Here is a 17,937-nt window from a genome sequence, read left to right on the forward strand (position 1 = left end):
ATGCATAAAATTTATCCTTCCCTGATCGCCGCGCTGGTGCTTTCCTCCGCCAGCGGCGGCGCGCTGGCCAAAGACGTCACCGTGATGATTTCAGGCGGTTTTAAGGCCGCGCTGGAAAAACTGGCGCCGCAGTATGAAACCCAAAGCGGCAACCACATTATTCTGGTATCCGGGCCGTCGATGGGAAAATCCGCCCAGGCGATCCCTAACCGCCTGGCGCGCGGTGAAAAAACCGACGTGGTGATCATGGTGGGCGACGCGCTGAAAAACCTGGAAAAAGAGAGCCGACTGCAGCCGGGTTCACGCGTGGAGCTGGCCGATTCACCGATTGGCGTGGTGGTTAAACAGGGACAGCCGAAGCCCGATATCAGCAGCCGCGACGCGCTGCGCGCTACGCTGTTGCAGGCCGGCTCCGTGGCCTATTCCGACAGCGCCAGCGGTCGTTACGTCAGCAGCCAGCTGTTTAAAACGCTGGGGATTGAAGTACAGATGAAGGATAAGGCGCATAAGGTGGAGCGCGTCCCGGTGGCGGGCGAAGTGGCAGGCGGTAAATACGCGCTCGGTTTTCAGCAGGTCAGCGAGCTGCTGCCGGTGCCCGGCGTGACCTTTATCGGCGAACTGCCGGACAGCGTGCAGTACATCACCCGCTTTGCCGGCGCGGTGACGGCGCACGCAGAGCATCGGCAGGAAGGGAAAGCGCTGCTGGATTTCCTCTCTTCACCAACGGCGCAGCAGACCATTGCCGCGACCGGGCTTAAATCTGTTCCGGCCGTGCAGACCGTTCAGCTGCGAGATACCGTTCAGTGATCAGTTGTTCCAGTTCCGCAGCCACATAGGACTGTATGCGTCCGCTGCGTTTGAGCAGCCCGACCGTGCGCGTTACCGCCGGTTCGGTCAGCGGCAGCTGCATCAGCACGGAGTGCTCTGCTGGAGGCATCGACATGGCGGGCACGGCGGCAATGCCGATGCCCGCCTCAACCATTCCCAGCAGGGTGGTCACATGCCGGGTTTCGCACAGGCTGGGACGCGCGGGAATTATATCCCCCAACGCCTGATCGAGCAGGTTGCGGTTGCCGGACACCTTATCCAAACTCACATACTCCTGCTGATAAAACTCGCGCCAGGTGAGGCCATCCCTTGTGGCCAACGGGCTATCGCGCCGGCAGGCGGCCACATAGGCATCTTCCACCAGCGGTAAAAACTCCGTATTCGGCAGCGGGTTGCCGGAGAAACAGATGCCGAAGTCGGCCTGGCCGTTCATCACCGCTTCGATAACGTTGCCGACGCTGCTGTCGATAAGCTTTACGCGCACGCGCGGGTATCGCGCCTGAAACAGGCGGATCACGTCAGGCATAAAGTAATACGCCGCCGAGGGCACCGTCGCCACCGTCACCAGCCCCGTCCGCTCCTGACTGACTTTACTGACGTCAGCCATCACTTCTTCAAAATTCGCCAGCAGCTGGTCGGAACGCTCGGCAAACGTCTGCCCGTACAGCGTCAGAGTGACGCGACGGGTGGTGCGCTCGAACAGCCGGGCGCCCAATGCCGCTTCCAGCTTTTCTATTCTGCGGCTCAGGGCCGACTGGGACAGGCAGATAGACTCGGCGGCGCTACGAAAGCTGCCGTATTCGACCAGCGCGCGAAACGCATACAGACCGTTAAGATCAACATTCACGGGCATAGCGGCAAGCAATCCTTATGACGAGAAATAACCGGGATAAAAATAATAGCGCCTTATCGCGCCGTAGAGAAAGAGCGATTGGCCGGCCGTCATGCAAAAGACCGCCGATAGCGGTGGCCACCAACAAGAATAGTACGGTCACCCACCCACCCCGCCGGTGACCTGCGGAGTCAACGTCAAAACGACATACTCCGCCGACGCGACACTATTTTTTATTCATAACAGTGCGAGGCTTTCACACTACGCCTATGCTTTGAACGCAAAATAACAAGTAATGATAAACAAACAGGATAAAAGGAAACAGTCGATGAATACACAGGTGCAAAGCGGTAAGAAAGTCGATCTGGTGATCGTCATTGATACCAGCGGTTCAATGGCCGATGAGGCAAAGGCGCTGAGCGCGGCGCTGGACAAGGCCGTAGAGGAAGCCCGCAAATCTTGCCCTTCTGATTTACGGGTCGAATTTTTGGGGATTGAAGGCACATTCACCGGCACCAAGTTTGAAAAAACGGTGCATAACTACCTCACGACAACCGCCGGAGCAGACGGCAATACGTTAAAAGGACGCAAGCGGGACAGCGTAGCGAATGCCGGCGCGCAGGAAGATGTGGCTCGCGCGGTTGAAGATATCAGCACCCATTTTGACTGGCGCGCCGGCGCAGAAAAGAACGTGTTCGTATTAGGCGATGAGAGCCTGGAAGGCGGAGAAATGATTCTGGATGCAGCGCGTATCAAAGCCTGCAATGATGCCATCGCTACTGCGCTGAGCAACGGCGCCAAAGTACATACCTACCTGGGCACCCCACACGCCACCACGCCGTATCCGACGCCGGAAGATGAAGAAGCCAATATCAAGGAATACAAACGGCTGGCGTTGCGCACCGGCGGTGAGCACTATATCTATACCAAAGGCATCGCCGATTTTACCCAGGTGCTGAAAGATACCATCTGCGCCAGTAAAATCCCGCAGCAAGAGAGCATTGAGGATAAAAAAGACGAAGCCGATAAGCTGGAAGGCAAGGCGCCGTCAGAAGGCGATAAACCGACAGGCAACGGCAGCAACCTGTGCGAGCAACTGCCGGAAATTGTAAAAGCGGTAAATACATTGGCGGACGTGCTGAAAGGTTTGGTTGAAGCCTGCGGACCGGGTAATGCAGGCAATGCGGAGAAATCCGGATGCAAGTGCCATGAACACGCCGCACCGGTTGAAACGCCGCCGTCCCCGCCAGCCCCGGAGCCAACCCCCGTCCCCCCACCGTTCTCAGAATCAACGGACTTCACAGGGAATCAGTTAAATAACTGGCAATTTGGCCCCGCAACGCCTGAGCATGAGTTTTACACCGAAGATGGAAAAAGCCTGATACGTTTCCCGACCACCAATGTCAAAGGCAGAACACATAACGGCGTATTGCTGTATAAAAAATACACCGAGCTGCAGCCAGGAAAGCGCTATCGTTTCAGCATTCGGGCGCGCCGGGATAACGACTATAAAGTGATCCCGGAACTGTCGCTGCGTGTTGCAGGCAGTGACATTACGCCGTTGACAACATTAAAAAACAAAGGCGAGTGGTTAACCCTCACAGGGGAATTCACCGCCGCACAGGGCGAAAATCTGCTGGAAATATTCAGCCATAAGGCGAGCGGCGACGGCAACGATTTCAGCATCACCGACATTAAGGTAGAAGAGATCTGATACCGCTTATTGCCGGGTCGCTTAAACGCGGCCCGGCAAACCAGAACGGCGTATCTGCAGCGCTGAAGCAAACTGCCCGACACAAGGCGTTACCCGCAGTCAGCTCGGGAAAAGAAAAGCGCGTGAGCAGACGCCCACGCCAATGGATGATTCAAGATTACTTTATTGGAATAACAGGGCTGTAATATGTCCTGCGCCCTTTTATCAGTGGTTCCCCTGGTATTACGTGCTATGGCTATCCAGCGACAGCCCCTGATACCTTCATCTTGCATAACAATGTAGTTTTTCTTACCCTGAAAAGTCAACACATGAATACAAAAATGGTGACTAATAAATGACTTTTTAAATTATGGTTATTTATCAAAATGATGTGAAAAAGTCGAAATCAGGAAAGTGGTATAGAACAACCCACCAGCCACCATATAATGCAAATTATCTTATGAATTTTTCATGCTTCTATCATACGGCACTGCGTGTCATTGGCGGTTACGGCCGAGACTGCGCATGGACGCTGACGCTACACACGCGCTTTTCTTAATATTGGGTTCACCCGCTATTCCGCACAGGTCAGTTGAACAGGCCGGCCCCCTCCTCGGTTTTCGGTAATGCGTAAGCAGGTCTGGTTTGAATCAAGACAGGGGGGATGCAGCAGCGCACAAAAAAACCGGAAACATACTGGCCAGTACATTTCCGGTTCTTACGGCTTTAAAACACAGCCGGCATACCAAGGTGTAAGCAGCGGCTCACTCAGTATGGAGAATATATTTTCTGTAGAGGAAACGCGCATAATAGGCCGGGAATACGTTTAACACCGCGTAAACCGACTTGATCATCATCTGTATTATCGCCATTTTCACGATAACGCTGGTCTCCATCTTGCCATAAAAGGCCAGCAGGCAGAAAACAAAGCTGTCGATAATGGACGCCGCAAAGGTACTCAAAAAGATGCGCAGATAAAGGTGACGCGAGTGCGTCATCGCCTTCACCTTACAGAGTATCCATGAGTTAGATAGCTCAGAGGTTATAAAGGCCATGGTCGAGGCAAACAGTACGACATAGAGTTGCATCATAAAGTTATTATACGCCTCATTAAGCCCCCAGCCGGGGATAACCGGAAGTTTTGTCGATAGGTATAGCAACAGTGTGATAACCACGTTTGCTGCGACCGAGTACAGTATGGCCCTCTTGGCCAGGCGGAAGCCATAAAACTCATTGAGTAGGTCAATGACCAGAAAGGTGAAGGGGTAAATAAAGGTGCCCGGCGTCACCACAATATCAAAATAGCTAATATAAACGGGCTTAATCGCCGCCAGATTACTGAACTGATAAAATATCGCCAGCGCCAGGACAAAAACGGCATAGGTGCTCCAGGAGCGATCGTTCCGGTCCTGCAACTGATACTCAGTTTTGGGCGCTAGCCCATCCATATAAATATGGCGGTATAAGGCCTTGATTTCATGCGCAGATAAGCTTTGCGATATTTCACTTCTTTCCAGATCGTTAGCATGAATGTTCAATACCTTCCCTGAAGAGCGTATAAGGATTCTTGCCATATGAGTATTGGGTTCAAACCCCATAAGTTTATATTCTGCTTCAGTTTCCATAACGTTCTTCAAGAATATCTCCTAATACGATAACCCCTGCATCGACCTCGTCCACGCAGGCCAGTGCATCAGTAAAGAATCCCGCATTACTCTTAAACAGCAGCTTTAGATTGGTGCTTTTATAGATGCCTTTGCGAATAATAAGCATATCCCCGCACCGGTAGCGCACCGGCGGGTTTTTATCCATTGCCACGGCAATCAGGTTCGGCCCATGGCCATAGTAGTAGGTCAGTGGCCAGGACAGCGTCAGCTCCCCGACGGAACGCCCGGCGTTTATCTGCTCAATCAGTGATGTCAGGGGAATTATGGGCAGCGCCGCCGCATTCATATTGCCATGAACGGAAATACTGGCATCGATTTTTTCCGCTGTCGCAATATCTACATGCTGCAGCTCATACATGGTGACGCCGAAAAAATCAGATATTTTACGCAGCGTCTGTTTCTGCACGCTGGCAACGCGGCCGTCCAATATCTTAAAGATTGTTGTGCGATTAAGCCCGGTGCTTTCACTGACAGAAACCTGTGTTTCGCCTTTACTACGGAGCAAATGCTCCAGATTTGCACGCAATAAACTGCTTTTTTCCGCACCAAACATAATATTTCAATGAGTCCGACAGCTATCAATGATTAAGCAGAATAGCCGGAAACTATAGTGCCCGCAATTCTATGCTTAAGAAATCCTTACCAAAAACCCAGTCTGCCATCCCGTCTGCAGCGCCGGGATATTCGCCATCTCCCATCGATAATCAAACGGCCAGGACGAGAAAACCGGCGCGGATGGCCGGAGCGGAACGGCGGCTCGGAATCGTATTCAAACGCGCCCATAACCGGCGAGACAATCGACAGACGAAAAAAACGGCGTTGCAGCCTCCCTGACCGCAACGCCGCGCTGTCTTCCGGCTCAGCGCAATAGCGATCCTTCCGCCTGCGGTATGGCCTGTTTATGTTCATGACGGCGCAGCATCACGACTTTGCTTTGCAGCTTCTGCTGGAACTGGTCGATAACCACCGCCGTGACGATCACCAGCCCCTTGATCACCATCTGCCAAAAATCGCTCACCCCCATCATCACCATGCCATCCGCCAGGAAAACGATCACGAAAGCGCCGATGATCGACCCCGATACGCGACCGCGCCCTCCCGCCAGCGCGGTGCCGCCAAGCACCGTGGCACCGATGGCGTCCATTTCAAACATATTGCCGGTCATCGGGTGGGCGGTTTGCAGTTGCGACGCGATAATCAACCCCACCAGCGCCGCACACAGCCCGGAAAAGGCATACACAAACACCTTAACCTTCACGATCGGCACCCCCGCCAACCGGGCGGCGGACTCATTGCCGCCTGCGGCATAAATATAGCGGCCGAGCGGAGTTTTACGCGTCAGGTACAGGCCAAACAGCAAAAAGGCCAGCATCAGCCAGATCGGGATATACACCCCCAGGAAGGTGCCGGACCCCAGCGTGGCAAAACCGGTATTGCCCAGCGGCGCCATCCCCACCAGATTGGCGTAAGTACCGCCGTCGTTAAACAGCAGGGCCGCACCGCGCGCCACATACATCATGCCCAGCGTACAGATAAACGGCGCGACGCCCAGACGGGTAATGACCGTGCCGTTTACCAGGCCAAGCAGGCAGCCGAATACGGCAACCGTCAAAATCACCTCCGGCACGTTTAAAAACAGAACATTGCCGCCCCACAGCGGTACGCCGCTGGTCAGCAGCGCGCCGGCCACCATGCCGCAAATGCCCGCCACGGCGCCGACGGACAGGTCAATGCCGCCGGTCAGAATCACCAGCGTCATGCCGATCGCCAGCAGGCCGGTGATCGCCACGTGCTGCGTCATGATCAGCAGGTTGGAGGGGGTCAGGAAGTTCGGCACCATCACGCTGAAAAAGCCGATGACGATCAGCAGCGCAATAAAGGTGCGCGCCTTCAGCAGATACATATAGATCAGATATTTACGGCTCATAGTTTCTCTCCGACGGACGTCAGTCATGCGGCGTTGAAGCGCTGATTAATTTTTCCCGCGTTACGGCGGCGCGCGGCAGATCGGCGGTAATACGTCCGTCGGCCATCACCAGGATACGGTCAGCCAGGGCCATCACCTCATCCAGCTCCGACGAGGAGAACATGACCGCCAGCCCTTCGTGCGCCAGTTTGCCGATCAGGTGATACACATCGGTTTTCGCCCCGACGTCGATACCGCGCGTCGGCTCGTCCAACAGCACCACCTCGGGGCCGGTCATCAAGGCTTTTCCCAGCACCACTTTTTGCTGATTGCCGCCGCTGAGCGAGGTGATCGGCAGCTCGCTGTCGCTCACCTTGATCGCCAGCTGCCGCACCATATCGTCGACGTTATGCTGCTCCTGCGACGGGCTCAGCGGCCGCAGGGCGCGCCGGAATCCCTTCAGGCTGAGATCGGACAGCGTCATATTGGTTTTGATCGACATCAGCTGCACCACCCCTTCCCCCTGCCGGTCTTCCGGCACCAGCGCGATCCCCTTCTTTAACCGCGCCTGGAAGTTAAGCCGGCTGATATCTTCGCCGTGGAGCGCCACGCGTCCCTGCTGACAGGGCAGCATGCCGATCAGCCCCTTGAACAGCTCCGTTCTGCCAGCGCCCAGCAGGCCGTAAATGCCGATCACCTCGCCTTTACGCAGTGCAAACGTCACATCATTCAGCCGATAGCCGCCGTTCGGGTGCAGCGCGGTCAAACCGTCAACCTGCAGCACCGTTTCTTGCTGAGGCGCGGGCGAGTAGTCAAAATGTTTTTTCTTATCGCCCACCATCTGTTCAATGATCCAGGGCACGCTGGCGTCGCTGACTTCACGCTCGCTGATAAAGCGCCCGTCGCGGAAAATGGTGATGTGATCGCCAATCTCCATCAGCTCTTCCAGCCGGTGAGAGATATAGATTATGGTGACGCCGCGCCGCTTGAGCTGCTCGATCACCTTAAACAGCACTTTGACTTCCGACTGGCTCAGGGCGCTGGTCGGCTCATCCATCAGCAGCACCTGGGTATCTTTGGACAGCGCCCGCGCAATCTCGACTAATTGCTGATGGCCGATGCCCAGCTCACCCAGCGGCGCATAAGGGTCAACGTCCAGCTCAAGGCGCTCCAGCAGCGATTTGGCCAGCGCATACTGGTACTTCTCATTAATCACGCCCCGCTGGAAAAACTCATTGCCGATAAAGATGTTGTCCATCACATTCATATTGGGAAACAGATTCAGCTCCTGGAAAATAATGCTGATGCCGTGTCGCTCCGCCTGATGCGTCGACGACAGGGCCACCGTTTCCCCGTTCAGCAGAATTTCGCCGGAAGAGGGCGATTCCACGCCTGCCAGCAGTTTCATCATGGTTGATTTACCGGCGCCGTTTTCCCCGATCAACACATTGACCCTGTTGCGGTAGACCCGGTAGTTAACCCGATCGAGCGCCGTTACCCCGGGGTACAAACGGGAGACGTCGCGGGTCTCGATAATCACATCCGCCGCGGCGGAGTGCGCCAATTGCTCGCTCATCTTCCCTCCTTAGCGACGCGTAATCGCGGCCGGGGTCACCTCGGCGATCTTGCCCGGCAGATCCCAACTGCTGAATACGCCGACCACCTCGACGTTATCCCCGACCTGCGGTTTGAAATCGCGCATCATGTCGGCCGCCTGCTGGTTGATCGCCCGGCCGTAATCGCCGAACAGCACCTGATCGTTAAAATCCTGATAGCCTGCGCCCTTATAGGCGTCACGCAGGTCAGTGCCGCGGATAATCGGCCCGGTCTGTACCCGGACCTCATCGCCGGCGGCGGTTTTCAGCGTCATTTTGCCGCTGCGCGACGTGCTGTTAACGTCGGTGATGGTGCCGCTCAGCCTGACGCTGAACAGGCAGGGGTTCTCCGCCTGGCTGCGGTAGCCATAGCGCTGGCAGGCCTCATCAAAATCTTTCGCCGCCGCCAGTTCGGCAAGCAAGGCGTTATCCGCTTTGGCGTCCTTAACAATTTGCGGCACCAGCTTCTGTTGCCACGTTTGCGGAATATTCGCCATTTTCGGGTTAGGCGGATTTTTTAAATCCGCCAGTTCCTGCTGCGAAACAATACGGCAACCGCCCAGCAGAAAAATCAGCACTACCGGCCCGAGTCGTGTGAACATCACATTCTCCTCTGCGCCCGCCGCAACGGGCGCGACAGCAACACATTAAGATTTGAAGTTGAAGTCCTGCACCTGCTGCGCGTTTTCCGGCGTAATCAGAATGCCGCGGAACATCACCCGCTGCTTCGCCGGCGGTTTGCCATGCTGGATATAGTTGTCGAGATCGGTGACCCCTTGCGCCGCGATGGCCTGCGCCTGCAGCATCACCGTCGCCTTCAGCGCGCCGGCCTTGATGGCGTCACGTTCGTCATTGCTGCCGTCGATGCCGACCACCACCACGTCGTCGCGACCGGCGGCGCGCAGTGCCGCAACGACGCCCAGCGCCACCGGGCCGTTGCCGCAGATAACGCCTTTCACGTCGGGATGGGCCTGCAAAATGCTGTCCATCACCCGCTTGCCGTCAATCAGAGTGCCTTTGGCGTCCTGACGCGCCACGCTCTGCATATCCGGATACTGATCGATCACCTGGTGGAAGGATTTGGAACGGGTCACGCAGTTGTTATCCGCCAGGTTGCAGGTCAGCTCAGCATATTTGCCCTTTTCGCCCATCGCCTCGACAAACACATTGGCCACTTCGGAGCCGGCCTGGAAGTTGTTATGGGTAATCTGCTCCAGTGCGATATCGTCAACCGGTATCTCCCGGTTAATCAGCACCACCGGAATGCCGGCATCTTTGGCTTTTTTGATTGCCGCCACGCTGGCGGTCGAGTCGGCGTTATCCAGGATGATGCCCTGCACCTTTTTACCGATCGCGGTATCGATCAGCTCATTCTGCTTTTTGACGTCTTCGCCGTGCGACAGCACGGAGGTCTTGTAGCCCAGCGCTTTGGCTTTCTCATTGGCGCCTTTAGCCTCGGCGGCGTAGTACGGGTTATCCAGTGAATTGACCAGAATCATGATGGTGCCTTTTTCTGCGGCCAGCGCGGCGCCGGAAAAGACACAGGCGGAAGCGATGCTTAATAACAACAGTTTCTTCTTCATCATCAGGCTCTCTCTCATTATTATGTGATTGGCATCAGCGGTTCGTCACAACCTCCCCCCGCGATCCCGTCGGTTATTGCCCACCGGCCTTACCACTCGCTGTTGATTTATCACCTCGTTTTCCCCGGAGAAATCAAACCGCTTCAGCCGTATCTTTCTGCCCTGCACTATCGTTTTCATACACATTGATTTTCGAATAAAAATATAAGCGATCGATATTGTTCCGTTTGTGTACTTGATCATATTTCAAACAAAAGTCAGAAAAACAAAACATATTCTTTAATTACAGTGGGATAGCATCAATTCGAATCTATAGACCGCTATTTAATAAATAAATTTACGCTGCCATTTCATATAGATAACAATATTTTATTTTCGAACGAAAGCATGGTGCGTACGCGTATTTCTCGCATTAGACTCACCATATGGTTAAAATCTGAGGTAGTTTGTAGGCCGTCAGGTAACCTCATCACGAAAAGGTGACTTTCGATTGAAAAGCAAAAGTGAACAGCTGGCTGACGTTCGGCTACGCAGAGAGAAGATCCTTGAGATGGTCCGGGAGGACGGAACGGTCACGGTTAAAGCGCTCACTGCGGCATTCGGCCTGACCGAAGCAACCATCCGCACCGACCTGCGCACTCTGCAGCAAAGGGGGCTGGTCCAGCGCTATCACGGCGGCGCCACGCTGCTGGCCGGTAAACAAAACACCGGGGCGATGATGTTGGAACGCCAGATCCATCTGGAGCAAAAAGATGCGATCGGCCGCCTGGCGGCGCGGTATATCGAAAACGGCGACACCGTGATTTTCGATTCCGGCACCACCACCACCGCGATCACCAAATATATGGCCCATATCAAGCGGCTGTCGGTCATCACCACGGCGGTCAACATCGCGCTGACGCTGGGCGGTGAGCCGGAGATCAATATCCTGCTGACCGGCGGCAGCTTTAAGTTCCCCACGCTGTCGACCTCCGGCGACAAGGCGGCCGGTTTCTTCGAAAACGTGCTGGCGGAAAAACTGTTTCTCGCCACCGCCTGCATCTCGCCGCGCTCGGGGCTGAGTTTTCCCAGTGAAACGGATATCAAACTGAAACTGGCGATGATTAACGCCGCCAGCGAGGTCTACGTGGTGGCCGACTCCAGCAAGATTGATAAGGTTTCCATGTTCGCCTTACCCTGCGAGTGGTCGAAGATCGATTACCTGATTACCGACAGCGGCATCACGCCGTCGCAGGTACAGGCGTTCGAGACGCTGGGCGTCAGGGTGCTAGTCGCCTGAGACGGCCTCCGGCACATTAATGACGTTCAAGCGTATCGCCCGCCGGGCGAAATATTGCCGATATTTGGGCGACAGCCTGGTGTCGGTAATGACCCGGGTAACGGCGGCGTCGGCGGGCGCCAGCGCGTGCGGATGCGTCCGGCCGAATCTGGACGAGTCGGCCAGCAGCACGACCTCGTCAGAGTGCGCCGCGACGACGTTTTTCACCGCGCAGCTCTGCGGGTCCGGCTCGGTAAATCCGCTTTGCCAGTGCCAGCCGCCGATGCCCAGAAAGGCGCGCTGAAACCACAGCTGGCTGAGGCAACTGCAGGTAAACGCCCCGATCCTCGCATCATTACGCGTTTGCCGCAGGCCGCCCACGATCATCGCCTGATGCTCGCTCTGCTTCAGCCGCTCGGCAATATCGGGATGCGTCGTCACGATGGTGAGACCACGCCTGGCGTGCAACGCGTCGATCAGCGCCAGGCTGATGCTGCAACCGTCGAGATACAGCGTATCGCCGTCGCGCACCAGCGAGGCGGCATACCCGGCAATCCCCTGTTTGGCGGCATAGCGCCGCTGTAATCCGGCCCGGAGCGCATGGCTCTGCAAGGCCACGGCGCCGCCATGCACCCGGAACAGTTCCCCCCGCTGATGCAGCGCCTGCAAATCATGACGGATGGTGACCAGAGAAACGCCGACGGCCTGCGCCAGCGCGCCGACGCTGAGGCGGCCATGCTCGCCCACCATCTGCACAATTTTCCTCTGTCGCGGATGCATACGTGACCTCCCCCTGCCGGCAAATCTGCGCAATGGCCGTTATTGATGCAACGACGCCAGCGCCTGGCGAACAATGCCGGCCGCATCCAGACCATGGTGCGCGCGCATTGCCTGACGGTCGGCGGCGATGGCGTACTCGCCATCGGCAATGCCGAGACGTTGCAGCCGTGCGCCATGACCATATTCCGCCAGCACTTCCGCCACAATGCTGCCGACGCCGCCATTCACATTGTGTTCCTCGACCGTAATCACCGTGCGGATTGCGCCCAGCGCGGCGCTCAGGGCAGCGCGGTCCAGCGGACGGATTGACGGTACGCCGATCACCTGCGCGCTGACGCCCTGCTGCTCCAGGGTGGCCGCCGCATCCACCGCCTCATGCACCGCAGACCCCATCGCCACCAGCGCCACATCGCTCCCGGTGCGCAACACGTCGACGGCGCCCGGCTGGAAACGGTAGGTCTCATCATGCAGCTCCGGCAGGGCTTTGCCGTCCATCCGGATATAGACCGGCCCGACGTGTTCCAGCGCATAGTCGATGATCTGGCGGCATTCCAACGGTGAAGAAGGGGCGAAAATCTGGATATTGCCAAAGCCGCGCATCACGGAGATATCGTCGATGGCATGATGGGTGCTCGCCAGCGGCCCATAGCTGGCGCCCGCATTAAGGCCGAACAGCTTCACGTTGGTATTGTTGTAGCAGACGTCGACCTTCACCTGCTCATTCGCCCGGGCGACCAGGAACGGCGCGGCGTTACAGGTGACGGCGATTTTTCCCGCCATCGCCAGCCCCGCCGCGGCCCCCACCAGCGTCTGTTCGGCAATGCCGACGTTAACCAGACGATCGGGGAAGCGCTGCATAAACGGCGCTATTTTCGCCGTGGAGGTGGAGTCCGCCACCACCGGCACCAGATCGACGCCGTTATCTACCGCATCGATAAACGCCGTCACCATTACGTTCGCCAAATGTTCTGCATTACTCACGTTATACCTCCTCTTCTGCCCGATCGCTCAGCTCGGCCATGGCCTGCGTAATCTCATCGCCTTTCGGCACCCGGTGATGCCACTCCGGCTTGCCGGCAATAAATGACACGCCGGCGCCCTTGGTGGTGTGCGCAATCAGCACGTGCGGCTTGCCGTTCTGCGGCAGGTTTTCCAGCGCTGCTACCACGGAGGCCATATCGTTGCCCCGGCATTCGGTGACTTCCATCCCGAAAGCGCGCCATTTTTCATCCAGCGGATCGGTGCTCATAATGTCTTTGGTGGCGCCGGCCAGCTGCAGCCCGTTTTTATCGTTAATCACCACCAGGTTATCCAGCTTGTAGTGCGCCGCCGCCATCGCGGCCTCCCAGTTGCTGCCTTCCGCCAGTTCGCCGTCGCCGGTGATCAGGAAAATGCGGCGCTTGCTGTTGTCACGCTTGGCGGCAATGGCCAGCCCCACCGCCACCGGGAAACCGTGCCCCAGCGCGCCGGTGTTCAGTTCAATGCCCGGCGTTTTCTGTTTCACCGGATGACCCGGCAGGTGCGAGTTGGCATGCTGATAGGTCGCCAGCCAGGGCTGCGGGAAGTAGCCCGCCTCCGCCAGCACGCAGTAGTAGCAGCCGACGGCATGTCCCTTCGACTGGATATAGATATCGCGATCCCGATCGTCCAGGCGGTCAGGCGCACAGTTCAGAATGCGGAAATACAGCGCGGTCAGCAGTTCAACCTGCGACAGATCGGCCCCGGTATGTCCGCCGGCAGGGCTGTTGGCGTTCAGGTTGATGATATGGCGTCGTACCGCACGCGCTTTGCTTTCCAGTTCCGGCACTGACAGTGAGAACGGGTTCATAATCGCCTCCGAATTATTATTCCTTCACGAATATTTATTCCACCTGGTTAAAAAAGAGGGGTAACCTGCCAAACCGTTGCGTTTACAGGCCCCCATTCACTAACAAAGCGGGATATCTGTCATCATGAATATATATTCAATCATGATTTTATATTCATGATAGTATGATCATCGCTGCAAGTTTGTCCAGCGCGGTACGACACCATTGGCGAAAATTAGAGTTCCATCACACTTAAAGTCCATACTTTTTCGCGTATGATGACGGGCTAAAACATACTGATTGCACCTAATTGATAGTTGAGGAACAACATGGCTAAGCAGGATGAACAACGGCTCTTGGTTAAGATTGCCACGCTTTACTACCTGGAGGGTCGCAAGCAGTCTGAGATCGCACAATCATTATCCCTTTCCCAATCTTTCGTTTCGCGCGCCATCACCCGCTGCCAAAAAGAGGGACTGGTCAAAATCAGCGTTGTTCAGCCCTCCAATATTTTTCTGAATATCGAAAAAGGCATCGAAGAGCGTTACGGCATTAAGCAGGCCATCGTGGTCGACGTTGCAGAAGAGGCTTCCGACGCGGTGCTGAAACGCGCCATCGGCTCGGCCGCCGCCCACTATATGGAAACCCGCCTGCGGCCTAACGATCTGGTGGGCGTCTCCTCCTGGAGCAGCACCATCCGCGCCATGGTGGATGAGGTGCACACCCAGAACCTGAAGGCGAACGGCGTTATCCAACTGCTGGGCGGCGTGGGGCCCAACGGCAACGTGCAGGCCACCATCCTGACGCAGACCCTGGCGCAGCAGCTCAACTGCAAAGCCTGGCTGCTGCCGGCGCAGAGCATTGAAGGCTCGATGGATGAAAAAGCGCGCCTGATGGCCAGCAGCGACGTCGCCGAAGTGATCGCCCATTTCGATGATGTCGACGTCGCCATCGTCGGTATCGGCATTCTGGAACCGTCCCAGCTGCTGAAAACCTCCGGCAACTACTATCAGGAGGAGATGCTGGCACGGTTGGCCGAGCGCGGCGCCGTCGGCGATATCTGCCTGCACTATTTTGACCGGCACGGCGCCCCGGTGCTGAGCGACGATGAAGATCCGGTGATCGGCATGGCGCTCGACAAAGTGAAAAAATGCCCGAACGTCGTCGCACTGGCCGGTGGCCGCGACAAAGTCGCCGCCATCAAGGGCGCACTGAACGGCGGTTATATCGATGTGCTGATCACCGATTACCACACTTCCAGAATGCTGGTCACGGACTGATTTTCCCCAGTCCGGTCGGTTACCGTGTTTGCCGCCGCCCCAAAACCTTCGGAGGCGGCACGAAAAAATAGTTTTTTATCAAAAAGATAAACCATCCTCCTGCGTTTTTCCCGTCACACTGCACCGCGTTAGAAATGTGATAGCAAGCACATTTGCAGACTTTGCCGGTGGCTGAGCCTCAGCAACTTGGTTATCGTGCACTAAATAAATAATCACATATGAATATATATTCAAGCCGGTAGAAAAAGACGTATGCCTTGCCCTGCCGGCGCAGACCGCGCCAACGCGATCCGCTTTCCGCCATGCCGGTCGTCGCCTGAATTCTGCGTTATTTGGAGAAACTCTATGTCGGCAACAAAGAATGTCATCATCGCGCTTGATGAAGGCACCACCAATGCCAAAGCCGTCGCGCTGGACGAATGCGGCCAGGTCATCGCCAAGTTTTCACAGGCGCTGTCCATTCAGACGCCGCGTGAAGGCTGGGTGGAACAGTCGGGGGAATTACTGGTGGACGCCTCGCTGAACGTGCTGGCGCAGGCGGTGGCGCACGTCGGTGCGGAGCGTGTCTGCGCGCTGGCGATCAGCAATCAGCGTGAAACCGCCATCGGCTGGTATCGCAGTAACGGCAAACCGCTCGGCGCGGCGCTCTCCTGGCAATGCTCGCGCACCGCGGATTTTTGCGACAGCCTGCGGCGCGATCATCAGGCGCAGCCGATTAAAACGGCAACCGGCCTGCCCATTGCTCCGCTGTTTTCCGGCTCTAAAATGCGCTGGCTGCTGGAGTCGGTGCCAAACGGCTTTGCGCTCGCCGAGCAGGGCGAGATTTGCCTGGGCACCATCGACAGCTGGCTGCTCTGGCATCTGACCGCGGGCGAAGCCTTTTACTGCGATTACTCCAACGCCTCGCGCACGCAGCTGCTGAACCTGCACAGCGGCGGCTGGGATGAACAGATGCTGGCCATCTTCCAGATCCCCGCCGCCGCGCTGCCGGCGGTCAAACCCTCAAGCGGCCTGTTCGGCCATACCAAAGGACTGGCGGACATTCCCGACGGTATTCCGATCATGGCGATGATCGGCGATTCGCACGCAGCGTTATTCGGCCACGCGCTGGGACAGCCCGGCTGCGTCAAAGCCACCTACGGCACCGGCTCGTCCGTCATGGCGCCGGTGACGTCCGCCCAATGCGACATCCAGTCGCTCGCCACCACCCTCGCCTGGCATGACGGGCAGCGGCTGGTCTACGGGCTGGAGGGCAATATTCCCCACACCGGCGACGCCGTCGCCTGGATGGCCGACAGCACCGGCTTAAGTGAGTTGCCCGCCGCAGAGCTGGCCCATGAGCTGAATACGCTGCCGGCTTCGGTGGATTCCACCCTCGGGGTGTATTTCGTTCCGGCGCTCACCGGCCTGGGCGCGCCGTGGTGGAACGAGCACGCCAGAGGCGTCATTTGCGGGCTGAGCCGCGGCGTTAAACGCGCGCACCTGATTCGCGCGGCGCTGGAATCGGTCGCCTACCAGATTGCCGACGTGGTCGCCGCCATGCGCCAGCATAATGACTTCACGCTGACGGCGCTCATGGTGGACGGCGGCCCCAGCAAAAACGACTGGCTGATGCAGTATCAGGCCGATCTGCTGGGATGCCCGGTTATGCGCAGCGATATCCCCGAACTTTCGGCCATCGGCGCCGCCCTGCTGGCGCGCAAGGCCATTACCCATATCACCGATGACGAACTGAAAAGCTACCTGCCGGTACACGGCGAGTTTCGTCCCAATATGGCACGCCACGGCCGCCTGCAAAAACGCTGGCGCGAGTGGCAGAGCGCGGTAGAGCGCACCCTCTACGCATCTTGATCTCCCTGAAGCAGAAGGACCACGTTATGAGCTATTCATTCAGCAACCAGACCGTCGTAATCACCGGCGCCGCACGCGGCATTGGCGAAGGCATTGCCGAGCGCTTTGCCGCCGCCGGCGCCAATCTGGTGATCTCCGACTATTCGGCAGATATCCTCGCCACGGCCGAGCGGTTAACGCAGCGCTATCGCGGCAATATCGTTCCCTTGGTTGCCGACGTCACCGACGAACAACAGGTTGCCGCGCTCTACCAGCTGGCGTTTGACACCTTCGGATCGGTGGACGTCTCAATTCAGAACGCCGGCATCATTACCATCGACCATTTCGATTCCATGACGCGCAAAGAATTCGACAACGTGCTTAACGTCAACACCACCGGCGTATGGCTGTGCTGCCGGGAAGCGGCCAAATATATGGTCAAGCAGAATAAAGGCTGCCTGATTAATACCTCATCCGGACAGGGACGGGTCGGGTTTATTTATACGCCGCACTACGCCGCCAGCAAAATGGGGGTGATTGGCATTACGCAAAGTCTGGCGCTGGAACTCGCCGCCCACAATATTACCGTCAATGCGTTTTGTCCCGGCATTATCGAAACGGAGATGTGGGATTATAACGACCGCGTCTGGGGCGAGATCCTGAGCACGCCGGAGAAAAAATACGGCAAAGGCGAATTAATGCAGGAGTGGGTGGAAGGCATTCCGTTAAAACGCGCAGGCAAGCCCAAAGACGTCGCCGGGCTGGTGATGTTTCTGGCCTCGGAAGACGCCTCTTATATCACCGGCCAGACCATCAATGTCGATGGCGGCCTCATCATGTCATAACCCTTAAAAATTCCTATAAATCTTACCTGCCT

General features: G+C 56.8%; 16 protein-coding genes. 6 read left to right on the forward strand and 10 right to left on the reverse strand.

What is annotated here, in order from left to right; all coding sequences use genetic code 11:
• Positions 1–807, forward strand: coding sequence for a substrate-binding domain-containing protein (locus CLM71_RS19890; RefSeq protein WP_105232529.1), 807 nt, complete (start codon positions 1–3; stop codon positions 805–807).
• Here the strand turns inward: CLM71_RS19890 and CLM71_RS19895 are convergent.
• Positions 755–1,681, reverse strand: a complete 927-nt coding sequence (locus CLM71_RS19895; RefSeq protein WP_105232530.1) for a LysR family transcriptional regulator — start codon at positions 1,679–1,681, stop codon at positions 755–757. The genes CLM71_RS19890 and CLM71_RS19895 overlap by 53 nt on opposite strands.
• 307 nt (positions 1,682–1,988) lie before the next feature.
• Between CLM71_RS19895 and CLM71_RS19900 the strand changes: the two genes are divergently transcribed.
• Positions 1,989–3,374: a carbohydrate binding domain-containing protein gene (locus CLM71_RS19900; protein ID WP_105232531.1), complete on the forward strand. Its 1,386-nt coding sequence runs from the start codon at positions 1,989–1,991 to the stop codon at positions 3,372–3,374.
• 743 nt (positions 3,375–4,117) lie between these two features.
• Here CLM71_RS19900 and CLM71_RS19905 read toward each other — a convergent pair.
• From CLM71_RS19905 to CLM71_RS19930, 6 genes are all read right to left on the reverse strand, one after another.
• Entirely contained in the window at positions 4,118–4,978 is an 861-nt protein-coding gene (locus CLM71_RS19905; protein WP_105232532.1) for a queuosine precursor transporter, read from the reverse strand.
• Complete coding sequence (locus tag CLM71_RS19910; RefSeq protein WP_105232533.1) at positions 4,968–5,573, reverse strand: helix-turn-helix transcriptional regulator; 606 nt, start codon at positions 5,571–5,573, stop codon at positions 4,968–4,970. The genes CLM71_RS19905 and CLM71_RS19910 overlap by 11 nt, the downstream gene beginning before the upstream one ends.
• A 306-nt stretch (positions 5,574–5,879) precedes the next feature.
• On the reverse strand, positions 5,880–6,947 hold the full coding sequence (locus CLM71_RS19915; protein ID WP_105232534.1) for an ABC transporter permease: 1,068 nt from the start codon (positions 6,945–6,947) through the stop codon (positions 5,880–5,882).
• 19 nt (positions 6,948–6,966) lie between these two features.
• Positions 6,967–8,502, reverse strand: coding sequence for a sugar ABC transporter ATP-binding protein (locus CLM71_RS19920; RefSeq protein WP_105232535.1), 1,536 nt, complete (start codon positions 8,500–8,502; stop codon positions 6,967–6,969).
• A gap of 9 nt (positions 8,503–8,511) precedes the next feature.
• On the reverse strand, positions 8,512–9,123 hold the full coding sequence (locus CLM71_RS19925; RefSeq protein WP_105232536.1) for a DUF2291 family protein: 612 nt from the start codon (positions 9,121–9,123) through the stop codon (positions 8,512–8,514).
• Positions 9,124–9,168: 45 nt separating this feature from the next.
• Complete coding sequence (locus tag CLM71_RS19930; protein ID WP_105233517.1) at positions 9,169–10,104, reverse strand: D-ribose ABC transporter substrate-binding protein; 936 nt, start codon at positions 10,102–10,104, stop codon at positions 9,169–9,171.
• Between the two features lie 490 nt (positions 10,105–10,594).
• On the opposite strand from CLM71_RS19930, the gene CLM71_RS19935 reads away from it, so the two are divergent.
• Positions 10,595–11,383, forward strand: coding sequence for a DeoR/GlpR family DNA-binding transcription regulator (locus CLM71_RS19935; protein ID WP_105232537.1), 789 nt, complete (start codon positions 10,595–10,597; stop codon positions 11,381–11,383).
• Here the strand turns inward: CLM71_RS19935 and CLM71_RS19940 are convergent.
• From CLM71_RS19940 to CLM71_RS19950, 3 genes are read right to left on the reverse strand one after another with little or no spacing between them, the layout of a single operon-like run.
• The gene (locus tag CLM71_RS19940; RefSeq protein ID WP_105232538.1) at positions 11,372–12,142 is read right to left on the reverse strand and encodes a DeoR/GlpR family DNA-binding transcription regulator; all 771 of its coding nucleotides are present in this window, start codon (positions 12,140–12,142) and stop codon (positions 11,372–11,374) included. The genes CLM71_RS19935 and CLM71_RS19940 overlap by 12 nt on opposite strands.
• Before the next feature lie 39 nt (positions 12,143–12,181).
• Positions 12,182–13,123 (reverse strand): transketolase family protein, encoded by a 942-nt coding sequence (locus CLM71_RS19945; RefSeq protein ID WP_105232539.1) that lies wholly within the window; start codon positions 13,121–13,123, stop codon positions 12,182–12,184.
• Position 13,124: 1 nt separating this feature from the next.
• Complete coding sequence (locus tag CLM71_RS19950) at positions 13,125–13,970, reverse strand: transketolase (protein ID WP_105232540.1); 846 nt, start codon at positions 13,968–13,970, stop codon at positions 13,125–13,127.
• A 309-nt stretch (positions 13,971–14,279) separates the two neighbouring features.
• Between CLM71_RS19950 and CLM71_RS19955 the strand changes: the two genes are divergently transcribed.
• The 3 genes from CLM71_RS19955 (at position 14,280) to CLM71_RS19965 (ending at position 17,905) form a co-directional block, all read left to right on the forward strand.
• Positions 14,280–15,230, forward strand: coding sequence for a sugar-binding transcriptional regulator (locus CLM71_RS19955; protein WP_105232541.1), 951 nt, complete (start codon positions 14,280–14,282; stop codon positions 15,228–15,230).
• Positions 15,231–15,575: 345 nt separating this feature from the next.
• Positions 15,576–17,081 (forward strand): FGGY family carbohydrate kinase, encoded by a 1,506-nt coding sequence (locus tag CLM71_RS19960; protein ID WP_105232542.1) that lies wholly within the window; start codon positions 15,576–15,578, stop codon positions 17,079–17,081.
• Between the two features lie 26 nt (positions 17,082–17,107).
• Complete coding sequence (locus CLM71_RS19965; RefSeq protein ID WP_105232543.1) at positions 17,108–17,905, forward strand: glucose 1-dehydrogenase; 798 nt, start codon at positions 17,108–17,110, stop codon at positions 17,903–17,905.
• Positions 17,906–17,937: the final 32 nt, after the last annotated feature.

The sequence above is a fragment of the Serratia sp. MYb239 genome (assembly GCF_002966855.1).
GTDB classification, from domain to species: domain Bacteria; phylum Pseudomonadota; class Gammaproteobacteria; order Enterobacterales; family Enterobacteriaceae; genus Serratia_B; species Serratia_B rhizosphaerae.

Coding starts and splice junctions, on each gene's coding strand:
- CLM71_RS19890 (WP_105232529.1), top strand. CDS start 1: ATGCATAAAATTTATCCTTCCCTGATCGCCGCGCTGGTGCTTTCCTCC.
- CLM71_RS19895 (WP_105232530.1), bottom strand. CDS start 1,681: ATGCCCGTGAATGTTGATCTTAACGGTCTGTATGCGTTTCGCGCGCTG.
- CLM71_RS19900 (WP_105232531.1), top strand. CDS start 1,989: ATGAATACACAGGTGCAAAGCGGTAAGAAAGTCGATCTGGTGATCGTC.
- CLM71_RS19905 (WP_105232532.1), bottom strand. CDS start 4,978: ATGGAAACTGAAGCAGAATATAAACTTATGGGGTTTGAACCCAATACT.
- CLM71_RS19910 (WP_105232533.1), bottom strand. CDS start 5,573: ATGTTTGGTGCGGAAAAAAGCAGTTTATTGCGTGCAAATCTGGAGCAT.
- CLM71_RS19915 (WP_105232534.1), bottom strand. CDS start 6,947: ATGAGCCGTAAATATCTGATCTATATGTATCTGCTGAAGGCGCGCACC.
- CLM71_RS19920 (WP_105232535.1), bottom strand. CDS start 8,502: ATGAGCGAGCAATTGGCGCACTCCGCCGCGGCGGATGTGATTATCGAG.
- CLM71_RS19925 (WP_105232536.1), bottom strand. CDS start 9,123: ATGTTCACACGACTCGGGCCGGTAGTGCTGATTTTTCTGCTGGGCGGT.
- CLM71_RS19930 (WP_105233517.1), bottom strand. CDS start 10,104: ATGAAGAAGAAACTGTTGTTATTAAGCATCGCTTCCGCCTGTGTCTTT.
- CLM71_RS19940 (WP_105232538.1), bottom strand. CDS start 12,142: ATGCATCCGCGACAGAGGAAAATTGTGCAGATGGTGGGCGAGCATGGC.
- CLM71_RS19950 (WP_105232540.1), bottom strand. CDS start 13,970: ATGAACCCGTTCTCACTGTCAGTGCCGGAACTGGAAAGCAAAGCGCGT.
- CLM71_RS19955 (WP_105232541.1), top strand. CDS start 14,280: ATGGCTAAGCAGGATGAACAACGGCTCTTGGTTAAGATTGCCACGCTT.
- CLM71_RS19960 (WP_105232542.1), top strand. CDS start 15,576: ATGTCGGCAACAAAGAATGTCATCATCGCGCTTGATGAAGGCACCACC.
- CLM71_RS19965 (WP_105232543.1), top strand. CDS start 17,108: ATGAGCTATTCATTCAGCAACCAGACCGTCGTAATCACCGGCGCCGCA.